This window comes from Pseudomonas sp. CFBP13509 (assembly GCF_005233485.1).
In the GTDB taxonomy this organism is placed as follows: Bacteria; Pseudomonadota; Gammaproteobacteria; order Pseudomonadales; family Pseudomonadaceae; genus Aquipseudomonas; species Aquipseudomonas marginalis.
In genome coordinates this window covers 24,553-47,590 of the sequence record NZ_QGAA01000009.1, presented here as the reverse complement: position 1 = coordinate 47,590, position 23,038 = coordinate 24,553, and the positions used below count along the sequence as shown (strand labels likewise).

Annotated in this window: 22 protein-coding genes; 10 read left to right on the top strand and 12 right to left on the bottom strand. The window is 61.0% G+C overall.

Translation table 11 applies throughout. From position 1 onward, the window contains the following. The first annotated feature begins 10 nt into the window (after nt 1-10). Nucleotides 11-1,006, top strand: coding sequence for a hydrolase (locus PspCFBP13509_RS16365; RefSeq protein WP_065923861.1), 996 nt, complete (start codon nt 11-13; stop codon nt 1,004-1,006). A 57-nt stretch (nt 1,007-1,063) separates the two neighbouring features. On the opposite strand, the gene PspCFBP13509_RS16360 is transcribed toward PspCFBP13509_RS16365, so the two are convergent. Continuing rightward, nucleotides 1,064-1,918, bottom strand: coding sequence for a sulfurtransferase (locus PspCFBP13509_RS16360; protein WP_137212357.1), 855 nt, complete (start codon nt 1,916-1,918; stop codon nt 1,064-1,066). A 33-nt stretch (nt 1,919-1,951) separates the two neighbouring features. Further along, complete coding sequence (locus tag PspCFBP13509_RS16355) at nt 1,952-2,623, bottom strand: TetR/AcrR family transcriptional regulator (RefSeq protein ID WP_074847834.1); 672 nt, start codon at nt 2,621-2,623, stop codon at nt 1,952-1,954. A gap of 146 nt (nt 2,624-2,769) precedes the next feature. On the opposite strand from PspCFBP13509_RS16355, the gene PspCFBP13509_RS16350 reads away from it, so the two are divergent. From PspCFBP13509_RS16350 to PspCFBP13509_RS16330, 5 genes are all read left to right on the top strand, one after another. Further along, nucleotides 2,770-4,197: a coniferyl aldehyde dehydrogenase gene (locus PspCFBP13509_RS16350; RefSeq protein ID WP_137212356.1), complete on the top strand. Its 1,428-nt coding sequence runs from the start codon at nt 2,770-2,772 to the stop codon at nt 4,195-4,197. A gap of 28 nt (nt 4,198-4,225) precedes the next feature. Beyond that, nucleotides 4,226-4,771: a twin-arginine translocation pathway signal protein gene (locus PspCFBP13509_RS16345; RefSeq protein ID WP_065923864.1), complete on the top strand. Its 546-nt coding sequence runs from the start codon at nt 4,226-4,228 to the stop codon at nt 4,769-4,771. 37 nt (nt 4,772-4,808) lie between these two features. Further along, nucleotides 4,809-6,404 carry a GMC family oxidoreductase gene (locus PspCFBP13509_RS16340; RefSeq protein ID WP_065923865.1) on the top strand — a complete coding sequence of 532 codons (1,596 nt, stop codon included), beginning with the start codon at nt 4,809-4,811 and terminating at the stop codon, nt 6,402-6,404. Nucleotides 6,405-6,518: 114 nt separating this feature from the next. After that, nucleotides 6,519-6,998: a pantetheine-phosphate adenylyltransferase gene (coaD, locus tag PspCFBP13509_RS16335; RefSeq protein ID WP_003176711.1), complete on the top strand. Its 480-nt coding sequence runs from the start codon at nt 6,519-6,521 to the stop codon at nt 6,996-6,998. A 114-nt stretch (nt 6,999-7,112) separates the two neighbouring features. After that, nucleotides 7,113-7,364: a YfhL family 4Fe-4S dicluster ferredoxin gene (locus tag PspCFBP13509_RS16330; protein WP_003195146.1), complete on the top strand. Its 252-nt coding sequence runs from the start codon at nt 7,113-7,115 to the stop codon at nt 7,362-7,364. A 240-nt stretch (nt 7,365-7,604) separates the two neighbouring features. Here the strand turns inward: PspCFBP13509_RS16330 and mutM are convergent, their stop codons facing one another. Both mutM and PspCFBP13509_RS16320 read right to left on the bottom strand, forming a co-directional pair. Further along, nucleotides 7,605-8,417 (bottom strand): bifunctional DNA-formamidopyrimidine glycosylase/DNA-(apurinic or apyrimidinic site) lyase, encoded by an 813-nt coding sequence (gene mutM, locus PspCFBP13509_RS16325; protein ID WP_137212355.1) that lies wholly within the window; start codon nt 8,415-8,417, stop codon nt 7,605-7,607. A 21-nt stretch (nt 8,418-8,438) separates the two neighbouring features. Next, nucleotides 8,439-9,251 carry an HDOD domain-containing protein gene (locus tag PspCFBP13509_RS16320; RefSeq protein ID WP_169898796.1) on the bottom strand — a complete coding sequence of 271 codons (813 nt, stop codon included), beginning with the start codon at nt 9,249-9,251 and terminating at the stop codon, nt 8,439-8,441. 187 nt (nt 9,252-9,438) lie between these two features. On the opposite strand from PspCFBP13509_RS16320, the gene PspCFBP13509_RS16315 reads away from it, so the two are divergent. Further along, entirely contained in the window at nt 9,439-10,635 is a 1,197-nt protein-coding gene (locus PspCFBP13509_RS16315; protein ID WP_074847840.1) for a class I SAM-dependent rRNA methyltransferase, read from the top strand. A 207-nt stretch (nt 10,636-10,842) separates the two neighbouring features. Continuing rightward, the gene (locus PspCFBP13509_RS16310; protein ID WP_137212354.1) at nt 10,843-12,018 is read left to right on the top strand and encodes an MFS transporter; all 1,176 of its coding nucleotides are present in this window, start codon (nt 10,843-10,845) and stop codon (nt 12,016-12,018) included. A gap of 108 nt (nt 12,019-12,126) precedes the next feature. Here PspCFBP13509_RS16310 and PspCFBP13509_RS16305 read toward each other — a convergent pair whose 3' ends face one another. Further along, nucleotides 12,127-12,585, bottom strand: coding sequence for an REP-associated tyrosine transposase (locus PspCFBP13509_RS16305; protein ID WP_065923869.1), 459 nt, complete (start codon nt 12,583-12,585; stop codon nt 12,127-12,129). 413 nt (nt 12,586-12,998) lie between these two features. On the opposite strand from PspCFBP13509_RS16305, the gene ilvD reads away from it, so the two are divergent. Further along, nucleotides 12,999-14,840 (top strand): dihydroxy-acid dehydratase, encoded by a 1,842-nt coding sequence (gene ilvD / locus PspCFBP13509_RS16300; RefSeq protein WP_027606118.1) that lies wholly within the window; start codon nt 12,999-13,001, stop codon nt 14,838-14,840. A gap of 63 nt (nt 14,841-14,903) precedes the next feature. On the opposite strand, the gene PspCFBP13509_RS16295 is transcribed toward ilvD, so the two are convergent. The 4 genes from PspCFBP13509_RS16295 to PspCFBP13509_RS16280 all read right to left on the bottom strand — a co-directional run bounded on the left by PspCFBP13509_RS16295 (nt 14,904) and on the right by PspCFBP13509_RS16280 (nt 20,226). Continuing rightward, a complete protein-coding gene (locus PspCFBP13509_RS16295) occupies nt 14,904-17,345 on the bottom strand; it encodes a TonB-dependent siderophore receptor (protein ID WP_065946528.1) in 2,442 nt (813 codons plus the stop codon). Nucleotides 17,346-17,476: 131 nt separating this feature from the next. Then, nucleotides 17,477-18,433 (bottom strand): FecR family protein, encoded by a 957-nt coding sequence (locus PspCFBP13509_RS16290; protein WP_065923871.1) that lies wholly within the window; start codon nt 18,431-18,433, stop codon nt 17,477-17,479. Next, entirely contained in the window at nt 18,430-18,963 is a 534-nt protein-coding gene (locus PspCFBP13509_RS16285; protein ID WP_065923872.1) for an RNA polymerase sigma factor, read from the bottom strand. Before PspCFBP13509_RS16285 ends, PspCFBP13509_RS16290 begins: the two co-directional genes overlap by 4 nt. A 204-nt stretch (nt 18,964-19,167) precedes the next feature. Continuing rightward, complete coding sequence (locus PspCFBP13509_RS16280; RefSeq protein ID WP_137212353.1) at nt 19,168-20,226, bottom strand: haloacid dehalogenase-like hydrolase; 1,059 nt, start codon at nt 20,224-20,226, stop codon at nt 19,168-19,170. A 242-nt stretch (nt 20,227-20,468) separates the two neighbouring features. Between PspCFBP13509_RS16280 and PspCFBP13509_RS16275 the strand changes: the two genes are divergently transcribed. Beyond that, the gene (locus PspCFBP13509_RS16275; protein WP_065923874.1) at nt 20,469-21,860 is read left to right on the top strand and encodes an L-cystine transporter; all 1,392 of its coding nucleotides are present in this window, start codon (nt 20,469-20,471) and stop codon (nt 21,858-21,860) included. Nucleotides 21,861-21,891: 31 nt separating this feature from the next. Here PspCFBP13509_RS16275 and PspCFBP13509_RS16270 read toward each other — a convergent pair whose 3' ends face one another. From PspCFBP13509_RS16270 to PspCFBP13509_RS16260, 3 genes are all read right to left on the bottom strand, one after another. Then, nucleotides 21,892-22,179: a type II toxin-antitoxin system RelE family toxin gene (locus tag PspCFBP13509_RS16270; protein ID WP_065923875.1), complete on the bottom strand. Its 288-nt coding sequence runs from the start codon at nt 22,177-22,179 to the stop codon at nt 21,892-21,894. Then, a complete protein-coding gene (locus PspCFBP13509_RS16265; RefSeq protein ID WP_033897026.1) occupies nt 22,169-22,408 on the bottom strand; it encodes a type II toxin-antitoxin system RelB/DinJ family antitoxin in 240 nt (79 codons plus the stop codon). The genes PspCFBP13509_RS16270 and PspCFBP13509_RS16265 overlap by 11 nt, the downstream gene beginning before the upstream one ends. Before the next feature lie 83 nt (nt 22,409-22,491). Next, nucleotides 22,492-23,004, bottom strand: coding sequence for a dihydrofolate reductase (locus tag PspCFBP13509_RS16260; RefSeq protein WP_137212352.1), 513 nt, complete (start codon nt 23,002-23,004; stop codon nt 22,492-22,494). Between the last annotated feature and the right edge of the window lie 34 nt (nt 23,005-23,038).

Genomic DNA, 23,038 nt, shown 5'->3' with positions numbered 1-23,038 from the left:
TGAGAGCGTCATGACACCGTCCTCCGACCAGTTCACCCCCGCCTTCGGCCTCGGCAACCCTCACCTGCAAACCCTGTGGGGGCCGCTGTGGCGGCCGACTACCCATATCGAACGCCAACGCGAACGCCTGTGGCTGGAAGACGGCGACTTTCTCGACCTCGACTGGCATGGCCCGCATGACGCGCAGGCGCCGTTGGTGCTGGTACTGCATGGGCTGACCGGCTCATCCAATTCCCCCTATGTGGCCGGCCTGCAAAAAGTCCTCGGCGCCCAAGGCTGGGCCAGTGCGGCCTTGAACTGGCGCGGCTGTTCGGGCGAGCCCAACCTGCTGGCGCGCAGCTATCACTCCGGCGCCAGCGAAGACCTCGCCGCCGCGATTGCGCACCTGCGCGCCAAGCGGCCGTTGGCGCCGCTGTATGCGGTGGGTTATTCGCTGGGGGGCAATGTGCTGCTCAAGCACCTGGGGGAAACCGGCGAGGCGTCCGGGCTGCAAGGTGCAGCGGCGGTGTCGGTGCCATTTCGCCTGGACCAGTGTGCAGACCGGATCGGGATAGGTTTCTCGCGGATTTATCAAAAGCACTTCATGAGTGAAATGCTCGCGTATATCCGCGTCAAACAAAGCCGTTTTTTACAGGATGGCCGCGCGGACGGGCTGAAAACCCTGGAAGCGCTTGGCTCGCTGGAGAAGATGCGCACCTTCTGGGACTTCGACGGCCGGGTCACCGCGCCGCTGCATGGGTTCTTGAGTGCCGAGGACTATTACCGTCGCGCGTCGAGTCGCTACTACCTGGGCGCGATCCGCACACCGACGCTGATTATCCAGGCGGCCGACGACCCGTTCGTGTTTGCCCACAGCTTGCCCGAGGCCAGTGAGCTATCGGCGTGCACCGAGTTTGAGCTGACGGCCAAGGGTGGGCACGTGGGCTTCGTCGATGGCTCGCTGAAACGCCCAGGCTACTACCTGGAGCGGCGCATACCGCAATGGTTATTGGCACGACACGGTTAAACATGTGAGAGGGGCAGGCCCCTCCCACATTCGGATTGGGTTTACACGACCGGGAACTCAGTCCCCCGTAGCGATTGCCCGCGTCGGATCGGTAATCCACTCGCTCCACGACCCCGCATACAACTTGCCCAACGGGTAACCCGCCAGGCTCAGGGCGAACAGGTTGTGGCAGGCCGTCACGCCCGAGCCGCAATACGCCACCAGTTCCTCCGGCGAGCGCCCCTGCAACTGCGCGGCGAAGCGCTGCTTGAGTTGCTCGGCCGGGAGGAAACGCCCGTCACTGCCCAGGTTTTCGTTGAACGCCGCACATTGCGCACCGGGGATATGCCCGGCAATCGGGTCGATAGGCTCCACCTCGCCGCGAAAACGCGCTTGAGCGCGGGCATCGATCAGGGTCAGGCCGGGTTGGCCCAGGCGTTTTTGCAGATGTTCGGCATCCAGCAGCAAGTGATTGTCCGGCGTGCCATCGAAAGTCCCACGCTCGATTACCGGCGCATCCAGGCTCAACGGGAAACCTGCGGCATGCCAGGCCTTGAGGCCGCCGTCCAGGATAAACACACCGTCACGCTTGCCCAGCCAGGCCAGCAGCCACCAGGCACGAGCCGCATAAGCGCCAGGGCCGTCGTCATACAGCACGATATCGGTGTCAGCATGGATACCCCATGCCCGCAGTTGCTCGGCGAAGGTGCCCGCCGCCGGTAACGGGTGACGACCGGTCACACCTTTGATCACCGGCCCGCTGAGATGGCGCTCCAGGTCGGCATATTGCGCACCGTCGATATGCCCTTCAGCGTAGCTGCAACGCCCGTAATCCGGGTCTTCCAAGGCAAAACGGCAATCCAGGATCACCAACCCCGCTGACGTCTGGCGCTCGGCCAATTGCTGGGGGCTGATCAGTTGGGCAAGCGGCATGATGGACTCCTGTGAACAGATTCGGGAAAGGTCCTACTTCACTTCTTCCAGTGCCTGGTTCAACGGCACGTAAAATTCTTTGAACAATGCATCCACCGCCTCTTTTGCCTGGGGCGTGACAAAGCCCGCCTCCAGCACCAGCACCTGATACACCCCGCGCTTGATGGCTTCGGCGCTCAGGTGGGCGGAATTTTCATTGGTGGTGCACAGGAAACGCACCCAGGAGGTGAGGATGATCCAGGCATTGAGGGTCAGGGCTTCGGTTTGCACCGGGTCCATGTTCAGGATGCCTGCATCGACAAACCCCTGGTAGATGGCGCCGCCCTGGATCAGGCAACGCTGGGAAAAACGCCGATAGCCGGTGGCCAGGTCCGGGTCGCTCTCCAGCAGGTGTTCAAGGTCGCGGTGCAGAAAACGGTAGCGCCACATGCCGGCCAGTACGGCCTGGAGATAAAAGCGCTTGTCCTCCACGACCATTGCACGCCCCTGGGGCGGACGCAGGAAACTGTCCACCAACGCTTCATATTCGCGAAACAGCACGGAGATGATCGCTTGCTTGTTGGGGAAGTGGTAGTACAGGTTGCCCGGCGAAATTTCCATATGGGCGGCGATATGGTTGGTGCTGATACTGCGCTCGCCCTGCTGGTTAAAAAGCTCCAGGCTGGTTTGCACAATACGCTCGCTGGTCTTTACTCGTGGTGCCATAGGGGAATCAGCTTCTGTACACGTGATAGGGCATCTTACGGCCTATCCTTGCCAGGATAAATCTGCATGTTGCTGCAATGTTATTTGACATTTTAGAGTAATGACTCTAAAAATCCACGCAGACCAATAACAATCGGTGCTGCGCCATGTCTGCCAACGTTGCCTACCTGCAAGATGCCCAGGCGCTGGATCAACTCCAGGACCTGTTCGACGCCCAACGCCGCGCCTACGCCGCCAACCCGATGCCGCCAGCTGCACAGCGCCAGCAGTGGCTCAAGGCCTTGCGGGATGTGCTCAGTGACGAGCGCCAGGCACTGATCCATGCGATCAGCCAGGATTTCAGCCAGCGCAGCGCCGACGAAACCCTGTTCGCCGAACTGATGCCCAGCCTGCATGGCATTCACTACGCCAGCAAACACCTAAAAGGCTGGATGAAACCTTCCCGCCGCGCTGTAGGCCTGGCCTTCCAACCCGCGTCAGCCAAAGTCATTTACCAACCCCTGGGCGTGGTCGGCGTGATCGTGCCGTGGAACTACCCGCTGTACCTGGCCATCGGCCCACTGGTCGGTGCGTTGGCGGCAGGCAACCGGGTGATGCTCAAGCTCAGCGAATCCACGCCCGCTACCGGCGAACTGCTCAAGGCGTTACTGGCGAGGGTTTTCCCCGAGGACCTGGTGTGCGTGGTGCTCGGCGAGGCCGAGGTGGGCATGGCGTTTTCCAAGCTGCGCTTCGATCACCTGCTGTTTACCGGCGCGACCAGTATTGGCAAGCACGTGATGCGCGCCGCTGCCGAACACCTCACGCCAGTCACCCTGGAACTGGGCGGCAAGTCGCCGGCCATTGTCTCCGCCGACGTACCGCTCAAGGACGCCTCCGAACGCATCGCCTTCGGCAAAGCCTTGAACGCCGGGCAAACCTGCGTGGCCCCGGACTACGTGCTGGTGCCGGAGGACCGCGTGGAGGGTTTCGTCGAGGCCTACAGCAAGGCGGTTCGCGGGTTTTATCCGACGCTGGCCGACAACCCGGACTACACCGCCATCATCAATGAGCGTCAATTGGCCCGGCTCAATGCCTACGTCAAGGACGCCACCGACAAGGGCGCCACCCTGATCCGGCTGTACGACCAGGGCCAGGCACGGCGCATGGCCCATAGCCTGCTGCTGAATGTCAGCGATGACATGACCGTGATGCAGGACGAAATCTTCGGCCCGGTGCTGCCGATCGTGCCTTATCGCGGCATCGACCAAGCCTTTGCCTACATCAACCAGCGCCCTCGCCCGCTGGCCCTGTATTACTTCGGCTACAACAAGCGCGAGCAGGACCGGGTCCTCCATGAGACCCATTCCGGCGGTGTCTGCCTGAACGACACCCTCCTGCACGTGGCCCAGGACGACATGCCCTTTGGCGGCATCGGCCCGTCGGGCATGGGCCACTACCACGGCCATGAAGGGTTCCTGACGTTCAGCAAGGCCAAGGGCGTGCTGGTGAAACAGCGCCTGAACGCGGCGAAATTGATCTACCCGCCCTACGGCAAATCGATCCAGAAACTGATCCAGAAGTTGTTTGTCCGCTGACACCGCCACCCACGGGATAACAATAACAATGAACCCTAGCCTCACGGATTCACCCGCGCTATCACGGCGCGGCGTCTTGAAAATCGGTCTGTGTGCCAGCGCCTTCCTGGCCACGGCCGGATTGGGCGCCAGCCTCAGCGGCTGCTCCAGCAGCACCCCGGCCAGCGGCTTTGCCATGTTGCGCAGCAGTGACCTGCCGTTTCTGCGCGCGGTGATCCCGGTGCTGCTCGAAGGCGTGGCCAGCGCCCAGGACGTGGTCGCCGGGATTGAAGACACGCTGAAAAAACTCGACTACAGCCTGCAGCACCTGTCGCCGGAGATGTTCAAGCTCACCCAGCAGCTGTTCGATGTGCTCGGCATGGGCATTACGCGTGGCCCGTTGACCGGCATCTGGGGCAGCTGGGAAAACGCCAGCGCGGAGCAGATCCGCAACTTCCTGCACCGCTGGGAAAACAGCTACCTGAACCTGCTGCGCATGGGCCAGGGCTCGCTGCTCAAGCTGGTGATCATGGCCTGGTACTTCCGGCCCGCCGCCTGGGCGCATTGCGGCTACCCCGGCCCGCCGAAGATCTGATTTGCATCCCTCACAATAAAAACAAGAGACGACCCTGATGCCCGTACCCGATCTGTTCCGCGACGGCCTGGCCCGCGGCTGGAAAACCCACAATGGCGCCGCCCTCGACAGCGACCTGACCCTGGAGGCCGACGTGGCCATCATCGGCAGCGGCGCCGGTGGCGGCACCACTGCCGAGATCCTCAGCGCCGCCGGCTACAAAGTGCTGTTGATCGAAGAAGGCCCGCTCAAGACCAGCAGCGACTTCAAGCTGCTGGAGGACGAGGCCTACGCCAGCCTGTATCAGGAAGGTATCGGCCGCATGAGCAAGGACGGCGCCATCACCATCCTGCAAGGCCGCGCGGTGGGCGGTACCACGCTGATCAACTGGACCTCCAGCTTCCGCACCCCGGACGCCACCCTCAGCCATTGGGCCAGCGAGTACGCGGTAAAAGGCCACAGCAGTGCAGAGATGGCACCGTGGTTCGAAAAGATGGAGCAGCGCCTGGGCATCGCACCGTGGGCCATCCCCCCGAATGCCAACAATGATGTGATCCGCAAAGGCTGCGAAAAGCTCGGCTACAGCTGGCATGTGATCCCGCGCAACGTCCGTGGCTGCTTCAACCTGGGTTATTGCGGCATGGGCTGCCCGGTCAACGCCAAGCAGTCGATGCTGGTGACCACCATCCCGTCTACCCTGGAAAAAGGCGGCGAGCTACTGTACCTGGCCCGCGCCGAGCAGCTCAAATACAGCGGCGACACCATCAGCAGCCTGGAATGCGTAGCGATGGACGCGCGCTGTGTGGCGCCTACCGGGCGCAGGATCAGCGTGAAGGCCAAGCATTACGTGCTGTCGGGCGGCGGCATCAACAGCCCGGCGCTGCTGATGCGCTCGGGTGCCCCCGACCCGCATTCGCGGCTGGGCAAGCGGACCTTTTTGCACTTGGTGAACTTCTCCGCCGCATTGTTCGACGAGGTGATCAACCCGTTCTACGGCGCGCCGCAGTCGATCTACTCCGACCATTTCCAGTGGCAGGACGGCACCACCGGCAAAATGTCCTACAAGCTTGAAGCGCCGCCCTTGCATCCAGCATTGGCCAGCACCTTGTTCGGCGGCTATGGCACGCAGAACGCCCTGGACATGGGCCAACTGCCCCATACCCACGCCATGCTCGCGCTGTTGCGTGACGGCTTTCACCCCGACAGCCAGGGCGGCAGCGTGGATTTACGCGGTGACGGTACGCCGGTGCTCGACTATCAGGTCTCACCCTATGCCTGGGACGGCCTGCGCCGGGCCTTCCACAGCATGGCCGAAATCCAGTTCGCGGCGGGCGCCAAGTCGGTCAAGCCCATGCACCATGACGCACGGTTCGTGAACACCTTGGCCGAGGCACGCAGCGTCATTGAGGGTTTGAATCTGGAATTGCACCGGACAACCCTGGGCAGCGCCCATGTGATGGGCGGTTGTGCCATGGGCGAAGATCCCAAAAATGCGGTGGCTGACAGCCTCGGTCGCCATCACCAATTGCGCAACCTGTCGATCCACGACGGTTCGTTATTCCCCACCAGTATTGGGGCCAACCCGCAATTATCGGTGTACGGATTAACCGCTCAACTGGCGACAGCCTTGGCCGAACGTCTGAAAACAGCGTGAAAAAACACGCCATTCGCGGTGTCTATACGGCTTTCTTATGCATAAGTTGACTTGGCCGACCGGGATGGCTGCGATACCATCCGGTTCCCCAACGGACTCCGCCAGGACGACGCGATGAACCGAGTGTTGTACCCAGGTACCTTCGACCCGATTACCAAAGGCCATGGCGATCTGGTCGAACGCGCCTCTCGTTTGTTCGACCATGTGATCATCGCAGTCGCGGCCAGCCCCAAGAAAAACCCGCTGTTCCCCCTGGAACAGCGCGTGGAGCTGGCGCGTGAGGTCACCAAGCACCTGCCCAACGTGGAAGTGGTGGGCTTTTCCACGTTGCTCGCGCATTTCGCCAAAGAGCAGAACGCCAATGTGTTCCTGCGTGGCCTGCGCGCGGTGTCGGACTTCGAATACGAATTCCAGTTGGCCAACATGAACCGCCAACTGGCGCCGGACGTGGAAAGCCTGTTCCTCACGCCGTCGGAACGTTATTCGTTCATTTCCTCGACGTTGGTGCGTGAAATTGCCGCTTTGGGCGGGGATATCACCAAGTTCGTGCACCCGGCCGTGGCTGATGCGCTGACGCTGCGCTTCAAGAAGTAATGTGGTGAGCGGGCTTGCCTCGCTCACCACGGCTCGCACTGCGGGCGCCAATGCGGCACAATTGCGCGCATTAGTTTTCAGATGCCTTGGCTGACAGCCCTGGCAGGAGTTTCCATGTCCTTGATCATCACCGACGATTGCATCAATTGCGACGTCTGCGAACCCGAGTGCCCGAACGCCGCCATCTCCCAGGGCGAAGAGATCTACGTGATCGACCCCAACCTGTGCACCCAGTGCGTCGGTCACTACGACGAGCCACAGTGCCAGCAAGTGTGCCCGGTGGATTGCATTCCGCTGGATGAAGCCCATCCGGAGACGGAAGAGCAGTTGATGGAGAAGTACCGGAAGATTACCGGTAAGGCTTGAGGTTCTTCAGCGCCTATCAGGGCCTCATCGGGGCATAAGTATCTACACATCTTGAGCCGAGCCCCCTGCGTAGCAGCTGTCGAGCCTTGGCGAGGCTGCGTCGGCGGTGTGTCAGACACGCCGCAAACGCAGCCTCGCCAAGGCTCGACAGCTGCTACGCGTTATCCTACTGAAGTTGTGTAGATACTTATGCTCATCGGGGGCAAGCCCCCGATGGCCATATCAGTCATCACCCAGCAATCAGCTCTGGCATCTAGGGCAAAACACACTCGCCCGCTGCCCCAGCACCACGTTGCGCAATTCGCTCCCACAGACCTTGCACGCCTCGCCACCGCGGCCGTAGACGAACAATTCCTGCTGGAAATACCCTGGCTGCCCATCCCCCCCGATAAAGTCGCGCAACGTGGTGCCGCCACGCTCGATCGCCGCCGCCAGAATGCGCTTGATCTCGATCGCCAGCTTCACATAACGCCCGCGTGAAATACCGCCGGCCGCGCGGCGCGGATCAATCCCCGCCGCAAACAACGCTTCAGTCGCATAGATATTGCCCACGCCCACCACCACCGCGTTGTCCATGATGAACGGCTTCACCGCCATCGACTTGCCGCGGGACAGCTGGAACAACCGCTCACCGTCAAACAGCTCGGTCAACGGCTCCGGCCCCAGGCGAATCAGCAGTTCATGGTTGTGCGGGTCCTGGCTCCAGAGCATCGCGCCGAAACGCCGAGGGTCGGTGTAGCGCAGGGCCAGGCCGGATTCCAGCTCAATGTCCACATGTTCATGCTTGGCCGCCGGCATGCCGACCTCGACCAGGCGCAAGTTGCCCGACATGCCCAGGTGGCTGATCAAGGTGCCCACTTCGGCATTGATCAACAGGTACTTGGCGCGCCGCTCCACCAGCACGATGCGCTGGCCGGACAGGCGCACATCCAGGTCTTCCGGGATCGGCCAGCGCAGGCGCCGCTCACGCACCACCACGCGACTGACCCGCTGGCCTTCCAGGTGCGGCGCAATCCCACGCCGGGTGGTTTCGACTTCTGGTAACTCGGGCATGTGTACCTCGTGAAGGGGGGATCAGTGCGCGCCCAGTTCGCGGATCGACAACTTCAGGCTTTCGAAGTCGTAGTCCGACAGGCCCACGTAGTCCAGCACCAGGTGGCCGATGGCATTCCACTCATGGTCCACCGACTGGTTGCCCAGCACGCGGCAGGACGAGCAGATGTGCTCGGCCATCTTCAGGATCGCCAGCAGGTTCTTCAACTGAGGATTGCGCGACGTCTCATCGCTGAAGATCGCCAGGGCATTGTGGTGGTTGGCGATGGCGTCGGTCACATGCTCCGGCAGGCGCCAGGACTTGGCGGTGTAGTAGCCGACCACCGCATGGTTGGTGTTGAACGCATTGTTTTCGGTGTCGACCACGCGGCAGTCGGGGCCGGCGTTGGCGTAGGCCTCTTCGAGCACCGTCATGTAGTTGGGGAAACGCTTGAGCATCAGCGGCACGCCGCAGTCGTGGAACAGCCCCAGGGCATAGGCCTCGTCCACCGCCTGGGCGCCGGTGCGCTTGGCCAGGGTGAGGCAGGTCATGGCCACGTCCTGGGCGGTGTCCCAGAAGCGGTTGAGGGTGACGATGGTGTCGTCGCTCATCTCGCCCCTGATCGACAGGGCGTTGATCAGGTTGATGATCGAGCGGCTGCCCAGCAGGTTCACCGCGCGCTGGATCGAGGCGATCTTGTTGCTCAGGCCGTAATAGGACGAGTTGACGATCTTCAGCAGCGCGCCGGAGAGGCCCGGGTCCTGGGAGATCAACCGCGCGATTACTTCCAGGTCCGGGTCGGGCATGTACTGCTCCATCTGCAAATCCACCATGATTTGCGGCTGGGGCGGCACGCTGATGCCTTGGAGGGCCTGCTGGATCTGTTCGGCGGAAAGCTCTTGGGACATAAGTACACACTCTGGGCTAGGTGGGGATTCTAACCCTTATCTCCCCCCGGCTGACACCTCCCCGCACATCCGGCAGCCCGGCCATTTCCTACATAACAAGGTATACTCCCGCTCTTTTTTCCGGAGCGACGTCATGTCCCTGCCAAGCCTGCGTCTCAAAGCCAACGCCGATCGTCGTTTGCGCAACGGCCACCTGTGGGTCTACAGCAACGAAATCGATGTGGCGGCCACCCCTCTGCACGGCTTCCAGGCGGGCGACCAGGCCATCCTGGAAGCGGCCGGCGGCAAGACCCTGGGCATCGTGGCCATGAGCCCGAACAACCTGATCTGCGCACGCCTGCTGTCGCGCGACATCAAGTTGCCACTGGACAAGTCGCTGCTGGTGCACCGCATCAACGTCGCCCTGTCCCTGCGTGATCGCCTGTTCGACAAGCCGTTCTACCGCCTGGTCTACGGCGATTCCGACCTGCTGCCGGGCCTGGTGGTCGACCGTTTCGGCGATATCCTGGTAGTTCAGATCGCCTCGGCGACCATGGAAGCCCATAAAGACGACGTGATCGCCGCCCTGACCCAAGTGCTCAAGCCGAGCGGCATCCTGTTCAAGAACGACTCCGCCGCGCGCGACGCCGAAGGCCTCAACCGCTACGTCGAAACCGTGTTCGGCCTGGTGCCGGAGTGGGTCGCACTGGAAGAAAACGGCGTGAAATTCGAAGCCCCGGTGATCCAGGGCCAGAAAACCGGCTGGTTCTACGACCACCGCATGAACCGCGCGCGCCTGGCCCCGTATGCCAAAGGCAAACGCGTACTCGACCTGTACAGCTACATCGGCGGCTGGGGCGTGCAAGCCGCGGCCTTCGGCGCCAGTGAAGTGTTCTGCGTCGACGCCTCGGCCTTCGCCCTCGATGGCGTGGAGCGCAACGCCGCGCTGAACGGCGTCGCCGAGAAGATGACCTGCATCGAAGGCGACGTCTTTGAAGCCCTCAAGGAATTGAAAGCCAGCGAAGAACGCTTCGACGTGATCGTCGCCGACCCACCGGCCTTCATCAAACGCAAGAAAGACATGAAAAACGGCGAAGGCGCCTACCGCCGCCTGAACGAGCAAGCCATGCGCCTGCTCAGCAAGGACGGCATCCTGGTCAGCGCCTCGTGCTCCATGCACCTGCCGGAAGACGACCTGCAGAACATCCTGCTGACCAGCGCCCGCCATCTGGACCGCAATATCCAGATGCTGGAACGTGGCGGCCAGGGCCCGGATCATCCGGTGCATCCGGCGATTGCCGAGACGCGGTATATCAAGAGCATTACGTGCCGGTTGTTGCCCAATAGCTAAGACGTGAACCCTCTGTAGGAGCGAGCTTGCTCGCGAAAAACGCATATACAACGCGGGCTACCTGATAGCGCTGCGTTATCGTTGACGTTCTTCGCGAGCAAGCTCGCTCCTACATTGCTACGGGAAGCCTCCCACAGTAGTTTTGATTGAATTCCACTTTTCGCAGACTAGTATCGGTTTCTGGTTTTACTCCGGAAAACAAAAACAATGTCTGGGCACACCCTCTCCCGCTTCATCCTCATCACCTGCATCTCACTGATCAGCTTTTTCCCGATCAATATCCTGCTCCCGTCGTTCCCCGCCCTGTCCGCCCGGTTCGACACGCCCAGCGCAGACATCGCACTGTCCATCAGCCTGTTCACCCTGGTCTTTTCCATCTCCCAACTGCTCGCCGGTCCACTTTCGGATAAATGGGGACGCAAGGAAGTCCTGCTCGGCTGTATCACGCTGTCGATCCTCGGGGCGATAGGTTGCGCCATGGCGCCGGATTACCTGACCTTCCTGCTGTTTCGCACGGTCCAGGCCATGGGCTGCGGCTTCTTCGTACTGGGCCATGCACTGGTGGAAGACCTGTTCGACGAACAGGACCGAGCCCGGGTGCGCCTCTATTACATGACCCTGAGCGGCTCGTTTGTCGCGCTGTCACCGCTGATCGGCTCCTGGCTGCAAACCACCTTCGACTGGCAAGGGAGCTTCTATGGGTTTGCGCTGATGGCATCGGGCATGTTGATCCATGCGCTCTGTATCCTGCCGTCGAAGTCCTCCAGCCCACACCGCGAACCGGTATCCATCATCGGCACACTCAAGGCCGTGGCGCGCAATCGGGACTTCCTGCGCTATTGGTGGATCGCCGCCCTGGTATTTGCCTGCTACTTCGCCTTGATCAGCGTGACGCCGCTGATTTTCATGGATGCGCTGAAGCTGTCCGAATACCAATATGCGCTGGTGCTGATGGTGTACGGCCTGGCCTACCTGCTCGGCGGCGTTGCTGCCTCGTACCTGCAAAAACGCATGGCGCTGTCCCGGCAAATCAATATCGGTCTTGGACTATTGCTCGTCGCGGGTGTGTTGCTGACGTTGATCATTATTTTTGAAGCCATCACCACCTTGACTCTGCTGATCCCGATACTGATCAGCGCCCTGGCCGTCACCCTGGTTCGTCCGGCGGCGATTTCGGCGGCGATGCGGCTGTTCTCAAGGAGCGCGGGCACCGCTGCATCGGCCGGGAACAGCATCATGTTCCTCACGGCCGCCATCAGCAGTGCGGCCTTGGCACAAACCGGAACGCATCTGCTGCTGACCATCGCGGTCAGCTTCATCGTGTTCAGCCTCTGGGGCTGGTTGACTAATTTACGGAGCGGGCACTCACGCTTTCCCCTGTAGGAGCGAGCTTGCTCGCGAAAAACTCATACACGACGCGGGCTACCTGATAGCGCTGCGTTATCGTTGACGTTCTTCGCGAGCAAGCTCGCTCCTACAAGTGAAGGTGCGTCATATCCAGATGGCATCCCATAGCGGGTACTGACCAATGTGCTCGACCAGACCAGCACGCAAAGGATTCGCGACGATATAGCGGGCCATTGCTTTCAAGTCCTCCTCACGACGCAGTGCCCGATCGAAATAGCCTTTTTGCCAAAGCGTCCCGTAGGAACCCCTCGCACTGTTTATCGCGCGGGCACTTCGCGACTTGGTTATTCGCATCAACCTTGGCAAGTCGCCATTGTGCAGTTCGACCAGCCAATGAAAATGGTCAGGCATCACGACCCAGGCCAGCGAGGTAGCCTCACCGTCTTCCTGAGCTTTCCTGAATTCGCTGACGAGCAGGCGACCCGTGCGCCAGTCCTGAAAAATTGATTGTCGTTGGTAGGTAACAGCCGTGATCAGGTACACGCGGCCCGATTCTGAATAGCGCCCGATGCGTAGCCGATAGGCATTTTGTTGCGTGGACATTCCGTCGTCCTCTTCTGTGATTGGAAGAGAAACGGTAGGAGGCACAACATCCAAAGGCCTTTAAACAGTGGTTCTGAATATGTCTTGCCTGTGTAGTAGCGAGGGGGACGCCTAGTTCTTGCTCGCGAAAAACTCATCGGCGACACGAACTACCTGATAGCGCTGCGTTATCGTTTACGTTTTTCGCGAGCAAGAACTAGGCGTCCCCCTCGCTCCTACAGGAAGACGGTGTAGAATCGGCCCTATTCATCGCCAGTCATCCCCCGGCGGGTTTATGAGCTCAAGGCCAATGCGCACGGCGATCCCGTCACGTTTGCGGCAACTTCCGGACACCAGTGCCATTTTTCGGGTGTTCCAGACGTCAATAGAAGCTCACTCCCCTTTGATACCGATTAGCCGCCCGGAGTGCTCCAATGCCTGATTACCGCTCGAAAACATCCACCCACGGCCGCAACATGGCCGGCGCCCGCGCACTGTGGCGTGCCACAGGGATGAAAGATGACGACTTCAAGAAGCCGATCATTGCCATTGCCAACTCGTTCACCCAGTTCGTACCGGGCCACGTGCACCTCAAGGACCTGGGCCAACTGGTCGCCCGCGAGATCGAGCGCGCTGGCGGTGTAGCCAAGGAATTCAACACCATCGCCGTGGACGACGGCATCGCCATGGGCCATGACGGCATGCTGTACTCGCTGCCGAGCCGCGAGATCATCGCCGACTCCGTGGAGTACATGGTCAACGCCCACTGCGCCGACGCCATCGTGTGCATCTCGAACTGCGACAAGATCACCCCCGGCATGCTGATGGCCGCCCTGCGCCTGAACATCCCGGTGATCTTCGTCTCCGGCGGCCCGATGGAAGCCGGCAAGACCAAGCTCGCCTCCCATGGCCTGGACCTGGTCGACGCCATGGTCATCGCCGCCGATTCCAGCGCTTCTGACGAGAAGGTCGCGGAATACGAGCGCAGCGCCTGTCCGACCTGCGGGTCGTGCTCCGGCATGTTCACCGCCAACTCGATGAACTGCCTGGTCGAAGCCCTCGGCCTGGCATTACCGGGCAACGGTTCGACCCTGGCCACCCACAGCGACCGCGAACAGCTGTTCCTGCAGGCCGGCCGCACCATCGTCGAGCTGTGCAAGCGCTACTACGGCGAGAACGATGAGTCGGTATTGCCGCGCAATATCGCCAACTTCAAGGCGTTCGAAAACGCCATGACCCTGGACATCGCCATGGGCGGTTCCACCAACACCATCCTGCACTTGCTGGCTGCGGCCCAGGAAGCCGAGATCGATTTCGACCTGCGCGACATCGACCGCCTGTCCCGCCATGTGCCGCAACTGTGCAAGGTCGCGCCGAACATCCAGAAGTACCACATGGAAGACGTGCACCGCGCCGGCGGGATCTTCTCGATCTTAGGCTCCCTGGCCCGTGGCGGCCTGCTGCACACCGACCTGCCGACCGTGCACAGCAAATCCCTGGCCGAAGGCATCGCCAAGTGGGACATCACCCTGACTGACGACGAAGCCGTGCACACCTTCTTCAAGGCTGGCCCGGCCGGTATCCCGACCCAGACCGCGTTCAGCCAGTCGACCCGTTGGGACACCCTGGACGCCGACCGTGAAAACGGCTGCATCCGCAGTGTCGAACACGCCTACTCCAAAGAAGGCGGCCTGGCCGTGCTGTACGGCAACATCGCCCTCGACGGTTGCGTGGTGAAAACCGCCGGTGTGGATGAATCCATCCACGTCTTCGAAGGTCGCGCCAAGATCTACGAAAGCCAGGACAGCTCGGTTCGCGGCATCCTTGCCGACGAAGTCAAGGAAGGCGACATCGTCATCATCCGCTACGAAGGCCCGAAAGGCGGCCCGGGTATGCAAGAGATGCTCTACCCGACGTCGTACCTGAAATCCAAAGGCCTGGGCAAAGCCTGCGCCCTGCTCACCGACGGCCGTTTCTCCGGCGGCACCTCGGGCCTGTCCATCGGCCACGCGTCACCTGAAGCCGCTGCCGGCGGTGCGATTGGCCTGGTGCAGGACGGCGACAAGGTCCTGATCGACATTCCGAACCGCTCGATCAACCTGTTGATCAGTGACGAAGAGCTGGCGGCACGCCGGGTCGAGCAGGACAAGAAAGGTTGGAAGCCGGTGGAGAAGCGTCCGCGCAAGGTCACGACCGCGTTGAAGGCCTATGCCCTGTTGGCGACCAGTGCCGACAAGGGTGCGGTACGTAACAAGGCGATGCTGGATGGGCTGTAAGGGCTAACCGCCACACATGAAAATGCCCCGCTAAATGCGGGGCATTTTTATATCCGGATGTAATCAGAACTGCGGTGTGTAGGTCATCGTAAACATCACATTACGCGGATCGCCGTAGTAGTTGCTGCCCCAGTTCGCGTTGTAGGCCGGGATGTAATACTTCTTGTCGAACAGGTTGTACAGGTTCGCCGCCACGGTGAATTCCTGATTGATCTTGTAAGCCACCCGTGAATCCCACAGCGCATTGCCCGGCACGCTGAAGGTGCGGTCGTAGGCTTCGGTGCTGCTTTGCGCGGTCACGCCGGCGCCGACACTGAACTTCTGCCAGTCACCCGGCAGTTGGTAATCGCCCCAGACCTTGAGCAGGTGCTTGGGGGTCCAGGTGCTGAAGATCTTGCCTTCGTAGGTGTCGTCCTTGAGGAATTTTGTGGTGTTGTAGGTGTAACTGGAGGCCAGTTGCAGGCCTGGCAGCACTTCACCGCTCAAGGTAGCTTCAAAGCCTTGGCTGCGGACTTTGCCCGAGGCGACCGAGCAGTACCAACCATTGCAGTTCATCGGCCCTTGCAGGTCCTGGACGCCACGGTTTTCCTGGTCGTAACGGAAGATGGCAAACGAGGTGTTGAGGCGACCCTCGGCCAACTCGCCCTTGATGCCCAGTTCGTAGTTTTTGCCTTCGATAGGTTTGAGCAACGAGCCGGAGGTGGTCAGGTTGGTTTGCGGCTCAAAGGCATCGGCATAGCTGGCATAGGCCGACCATTGATCATTCAGAGCGTAGACCAGGCCTGCATACGGCGTGACCTTGCCGGTGGTTTGCGTGGTGCTTTTCTCGGCTGCGTTATACACACCGCCAAACCCGCCCTGGCCTATGTATGAATAGTCATACCAACTGGTGCGTGCACCGACGATCAGGGTCAGCGGGTCCAGGACTTTTACGCGCCAGGTGCCATAGATGCCCTTCTGACGGATGTCATACCAGCTCTTGGAGGCAGCGCCGTCCCTGAACAATTGCGATGCGTCGCGCTGCGGGCGGTTGTGGTCGATGTTGAAGATATCCGCACCGGGATTTGACGCCCGAGCCCACTGGTCATTGGTGGTGAGTTTGGAATAGTTGGCACCCAGCACCATCTCCTGCTGCAAACCCAGCCCCTCGAACTTGCCGTTTACATACACATCGGCGCCGCGGCTCTTGGTATTGAAGTCGGTGATCCAGTCCACGTAGGGCACAGTGCCGCCGCCTACAGGGACGGTGTCCCATGTCGCCTGGTAGGTTGCGTCGTTGTGCTCGTCCATTGCCACCAGCGCCGCTTTCACCTTCCAGTCCTCGTTGAAGCGATGCTCGATATCGGCAAACACCTGGGTCTGGTTGTTGACATTACGGTTCCAACTGGCGCCAACGAAGGTCGAGCGCGACAGACCGATATCGCTGCCATCGGCGTAACGCGGCAGCGACATGAAGTTGGGGCGCGAGTGGCCTTTCTGGTTGCTGATGCCGACGCCGACGGTGGTGTCGGGGCTGAAGTCGTAGTCCACGGCGCCGTAGACTGTCTGATTCCAGCCACCGACGTAATCGACAAACGAATCCGTAGTGTCGTAGTCAGCCACAAAACGGCCGCGCAACGTGCCTTCGGCGTTCAGCGGGCCGCCAGCATCCACTTGGGTACCGTAATGGTCCCATGAGCCCGCCTTGGCGGTGATGGTCACGGTCGGCGCCTGCTGACCGCGCTTGCGCACCAGGTTCATCGTGCCGCCGGGGCTGTTGGCGCCTTGCAGCAAGGCGGCCGGGCCGCGCAGGGTTTCGACGCGGTCGTAGATCGCCATGTTCTCGGTGAGGTAGCTGCCCAGCGTGTAGGTATTACGCGGGATGCCCACACCGTCGTATTGCAGGGTGCCGACTTCAAAACCACGGGAGAAGATGAACATGCCGGGGCCGGGAGATTTGGTCGCGGTCAGGCCGGGCGTGCGCTTGACCACCTCGGAGAGCTTGGTGGTGTTCTGGTCATCCATCTGCTTGCGGGTCATGACGCTGACCGATTGCGGGATGTCCTTGAGCTTTTGCTCGCCCTTGCCCAGGGTCACGGCGCCCGTGGTGTAGGAACCGCTGCCTTCAGTGGTCACGCCCAGGTGTTCGGCGCTGATGGTGGTGGCGCCGACTTCGATGGCAGAGCCTGTGTCCATGCGCTTTTCCAGGGTCACGGTGTCCGCGTTGATAAACGCCGCACTCAGCCCGGTACCGCCGAGCAGTTGCCCCAAGGCTTCGCGCTGGCCGAGGTTGCCTTTGACACCCGGCGACAGCACGCCCTGGGTCAACTCACCCGACACCAGCACCTGAACTCGCGTCACCGCCGAAAACGCCGCCAGCGCACCGTCCAGGCTTTGCCCTGCAATATCGAAACGGTAGGTCTGGGCCTGGGTGGTTTCGGCGGCCTGCAAATACAGCGGCGCAGTGCCACAGGCCATGGAAATGGCCAGTGCCAACAAGGACCGTGCGGCGAATCGATGTGCCATGGATGGTGCTCCCCGGTGCAAAAAGTCTGTGATCGGCGCCGCACTACTTGAGAGTGCTTACTATTTACGCCTCAGTGATCAAGGACGAGTGCCTGGGGAGAAACCCTGAAAGTTTTTTCAAAAAGTTGCGATTACGATGCCTTGCCTTCGCGCAACACCAGTAAATACGGGGTGTAGTGCTCGGCACGCAGGTTGAGGGTGTACTCCAGCGCTTTGATCACGGCTTCGGGTTTGTCGATTTCAAACACACCCGACACCACGCGGTTGCGCAGCGCATCACCTAGCACCAGAGTCTTGCCGGGCCAATAGCGATTCAACTCGCTCACCACTTCCGACAGCGGCTGCTGGCGGAACACCAGTTGCCGTTGGCGCCAGGCAAAGCCGCTGGCCGGGTCGAAAGCATGCACCTCGGCCAGGCGCTGGCCTTGATATTCCACGGCCCGCCCTGGCTCCAGGTACACCGGTTCACCGCTGCCGGCACTGACCTGCACCTTGCCCTGCGCCACCTGCACCCGCGTCTGCGCATCGCGCCGCGCAACGCTGAACTGCGTCCCGACCACCTTCACCCAGCCGTCGCCGGACTGCACCACGAACGGCCGTGTCGGATCCTTGGTGACGTCGAAAAAGCCTTCGCCACGCAGCAAACGGATTTGCCGTTCGCCCCCGCTCAAGCGGATCTGCACCGCGCTGTCGGTGTTGAGTTGCAGGTGCGAGCCGTCGGCCAGTTCGATGCTGCGCGACTCGCCGGTGCCGGTGGCGTAGTCCGCGCGCAGGCGATCGAGCCATGGCGTGTTCTGCACGGTAAGCCCCACGGCCAACAACACCGCCGCAGCACACGCCCAGCGCTGCCAGGCTCGCGCCGGTTTGCGCCAGGCGGCCTGTTCGGCGCGGCGAATCACCCGCGCAGGTTCGCGCAGGCCGCCGAGCATCGCCTGCACTTCCCGCCAGGCGTCATCCTGGGCCGGACCTTGCCCCAGCCAGGCGGCAAAGGCGTCCATGTCGGCCGGCGTCACGTCCTCGGCCTGCAGGCGGAAATACCAGCCGGACGCTTCGTCGAACAACACGTCGGCAGTGGAGGTGGCGGTCATGAGCGACATCCTTGTTCATCGCAGGCAAGCCGCGTCTTGATGTACGCGCGGCATTCAATCAAGGCGCGACGCAGTTGGTATTCCACACTGCGTGCCGTGATCGATAGACGTTCGCCAATCTCGCGATAGGAAAGTTCGTCGACATGATAAAGCAGGAAGATCTGCCGAGTCGCTGGGGGCAACGCCAGGATCGCATCCTGCATCAGTTGTTCCTGTTGGTAGGCGGCTAATTGCTCGTCGGCACCCGGATTGCTGCACGGCAGCTCTTCGCTGGGCTCGCCGGCGTCCAGGCGCTCACGGCGGATGGCCTGGCGCTGGTGATCGCGCACCAGGTTGCTGGCGATGGTGAAGAGGAAGGCTGGGAGGTTGTCGATCTTTTCGCCGCAGTCCATGCGAGCCAGGCGCAGGAACGACTCCTGAGTCAGGTCGGCGGCCACCTGGGCGCTGCCGGTGCGGCGAGTGACGAAGGCTTCGAGGGCTTTCTTCTGCTCCGCGAACAGGCGCGCGATCTGCGAATTCCAGGAGGGCACAGCACTACCTTGAGAAGAACGGAGGGTTCAGGAAGTGCGCACGCTAGCAGAGGATGAGATTGGTTCGCAATTGATATCTATTTTAGGCTGGGTTTTGTAGTGCTATTCAGACAGCCATCCCAGGCAAGCCCCCTCCCACCTTTTGATGTGTGAACACCTTAAAAATGTGGGAGCGGGCTTGCCTGGGATGCAGGCGCCTCGGTGTTACTGAATCTCGTCAGGCTTGACGATCACCCAGTTCTTGTTCGCCGTCACCGGCAACCCTTCCTTGGCTTGCGCCGCTGCATGCTTGGCGATCATGCCGTTGAGTTGGGTCATGTATTTGTCCTTGCGGTTGATCCACAGGTGGATGCCGCCCTTGGCCACGTCCACATCGTGGAACAGCATGTAGCCGTCGCTGGTCGGCGTATCGCCGCCGACGATCACCGGTTTTTTCCATTCGTCGATGTAGGTGAGGATCGCCGCGTGCTTGCCGGCCATCCAGGTCGCCGGGGTCCACAGGTAGGGGGTCAGTTCCAGGCCGAGGTTGGCTTTTTCGTCGTATTTGCCGGCGGCGATCTGTTTACGTGCGGTGGTCAGTTCGCCGGTGTTGCGGTCCTTGAGCAAGGTCGTCACGCCGATGACATTCTCGGGTTTGACGTTGTAGCCGTACTTCGGATCGGCGGCGACCATGCGCACCAGTTCTTCCGACGCGGCGGTCATCACGTACACCTCGATGCCGTTTTCCATCAGCTTGTTGTACAGCTCGGCCTGGCCGGTGAAGACCTTCGGCGGTTGTACCTCGGACTGCTTGACCACGTCGCCTTCAAAATAGCTGACCGGCACCGGTTTGCCGGAGGCCATCAGTTCATCCACCTGGACCTTGAGTTCCTTGAGGGTAAAGCCGGAAAACACCTGCGCAACCCACGGGTAGCAAACCATGTCGTCGACTTCGCAAAGGCGGTAGTAGTAACTGAACAGACTTTCCTTATGGTCGGCGGTGTCTTTGAACGGCATCAGCTTGAGCGACGGGTCGAGGCTGTCGCGGGTGATCAGGCCCTTGTTTTCCATGTAGGGCAGCAGGGATTCTTCGAGGTCGTAGCGGTAGCTGGTGTTGTCCATGTCGAACACCGCAAAGTTACCCTTGTTGGCGTTGGCGGCGATCATCTCGTTCAGTTGTTTGGCGGCGGGTGCCGGCCAATGTTTCAACTCGGTTGCGGCGAACGCCTGGCTGGCGAGTCCGAGGCAGAATGCGGCGGCTAGTAATTTCGGCGCGAGCTTCATAGGCGTTGTCTCCCTGAGTGAAAGACATGGACGCTAACAAATCCCTGTGACAGTTCCCAACGCGAGCACGACGGTGTGCGTCCTGATTCCGTCACGGGCATACGCCAGAGCGTCAAAGCCTTATTCCGAAAACGACAGCTGCCATTCCATATCGGTATTAAATCAATATATTTCAAGCTGTTAGGATTTCCGGTTCGCAATCGCGGGCTCACGCGATTGGCTGCCTTCTCAACGGAGCTTCAATGAATCTGCCCCTGATTCTCAACTTGCTGGTGTTCGTGGCCCTGTTGCTGGGCCTGGCACAAACCCGTCGCACCCACTGGAGCCTCGCCAAGAAGGTCCTGTTCGCCCTGGTCCTCGGCGTAGCGTTCGGTACGGCCTTGCACGCCATTTACGGCGACGGCAACCCCGTGCTCAAAGCCTCCATCGGCTGGTTCGACCTGGTCGGCAACGGCTACGTGCAACTGTTGCAAATGATCGTGATACCGCTGGTATTCGCTTCGATCCTCAGTGCCGTGGCGCGCCTGCATAACGCCTCGTCCCTGGGCAAGATCAGCTTCCTGACCATTGGTACGCTGCTGTTCACCACCGCAATTGCAGCGCTGATCGGTATCGGCCTGACCAACCTGTTCGGCCTCACCGCCGAAGGCCTGGTGGCCGGTACCCAGGAAATGGCACGCCTGCAAGTGATCCAGAGCGATTACGCCGGCAAGGTCGCCGACCTGAATATCCCGCAGTTGCTGCTCTCGTTCGTGCCGGCCAACCCGTTCGCCGACCTGGCCCGGGCCAAGCCGACGTCGATCATCAGCGTGGTGATTTTCGCCGCCTTCCTCGGGGTTGCCGCGTTGCAACTGCTCAAGGATGACGTGGAAAAAGGCCAGAAGGTGCTCAACGCCATCGACACCCTGCAAGCCTGGGTGATGCGCCTGGTGCGCCTGGTGATGAAGCTGACGCCGTACGGTGTGCTGGCGCTGATGACCAAGGTGGTCGCCGGTTCCAACCTGCAGGACATCATCAAGCTCGGCAGTTTTGTGGTGGTGTCGTACCTGGCCCTGGGCCTGATGTTCGTGGTGCACGGCCTGTTGCTGTCGTTGGCCGGGATCAACCCGCTGCGCTTCTTCCGCAAGGTCTGGCCGGTACTGACCTTTGCCTTCACCAGCCGCTCCAGCGCGGCGGCCATCCCGCTGAGCATTGAAGCGCAGACCCGCCGCCTGGGCATCCCGCAATCCATCGCCGGCTTCGCCGCCTCGTTTGGCGCGACCATCGGCCAGAACGGCTGCGCCGGCCTCTACCCTGCCATGTTGGCGGTGATGGTGGCGCCGACCGTGGGCATCAACCCGCTGGACCCGCTGTGGATCGCGACTCTGGTAGCGATTGTGACCCTGAGTTCGGCCGGTGTGGCGGGCGTGGGCGGCGGCGCGACCTTTGCCGCGTTGATCGTGCTCCCGGCCATGGGCTTGCCGGTGTCACTGGTGGCGCTGCTGATTTCCGTGGAGCCGCTGATCGACATGGGCCGTACGGCGCTGAACGTGAATGGTTCGATGACGGCGGGGGCAATTACCAGCCAGATCATGGGGCAGACGGATAAAGCGTTGTTGGATGCGGATGAGCATGGGGCGTTGGCGCAGGCCTGACGGAATAAGCTAGCAGGGACCTCAGTCCCTGCTAGCTCGAACGATCAGCAGCCTTTCGGTAAACCTCATCACGCTCACGCTTATTGACAGCCACGACAAGCACCGTGATCTCCTGGTCAATGACTTGATACACCAACCGATAGCCACTGCTGCGCAGCTTGATTTTGTAGCAATCGGGCAAGCCATGCAGACGGCTGGCTTCAATACGTGGATTGATCAGGATCTCAACCAGCTTCTTTTTAAACTGTTGACGAACGGTATCGCCCAGTTTGTGCCATTCCTTCAAAGCCCGTGTATCGAAATCCAGCTCATAGGTCATCCAGTGAGACCTTCACCCGCTGAGGCGCAGCCAGCCGCTCCCGAACGGTTGCCAACAATGCCTCATCATCTTCAGTCATGAGGACAGGCTTGAAAGGTAACTGACCGCGCTCTGCCACGTACTGCAAGGCTTGACGCATTAATTCCGATGGGGTGACGCCGAGCTTTTCCAGCTCGTGATAAGCACGAGCCTTAAGGTCGTCGTCGATACGTACGTTGATAGAAGCCATGGGGCAGCCCTCACTGTAAAGACATTGGTCATTACAGTGTCGCATCGAGGCTTCTTTTGCAAGTCTGACTAATCTGGTGCCAGTCAGGCCTTTTCCCAAACCTCAAAGCTGTACGCCGGCTTGTCCCCTTCCGCCGGATTCTCGACGTTCGACACCAACTTCCACTGGCTCGCATCAAACACCGGAAACCACGCATCCCCCTCCGGGCTCAGCGCCACGCGCGTCAGGTACAGGCGATCCGCCTGTTCCAGCCCCTGCGCATACAACTGCGCACCGCCGATCAGCATCAGCTCATCCGCGCCCTGCTCCAGCGCCCAGGCTTCAGCCCGCGCCACGGCGGCATCGAGTGACGGAAAAACTTCCGCACCTTCCAGCGCCAGGTCGGTCTGACGGCTGACCACAATGTTCAAGCGCCCCGGCAGCGGTCGGCCCAGGGAGTCCCAGGTCTTGCGCCCCATGATGATCGGCTTGCCGAGCGTGGTGGCCTTGAAATATTTGAAATCCCCCGGCAAATGCCAGGGCATGCTGTTGTCGACGCCGATCACGCGGTTTTCACCGAGGGCTGCGATCAGGCTTAAAGGGAGAGTTTTTTTCATGGCGACGAGAATACCAGAGCCACGAACCAGCGGT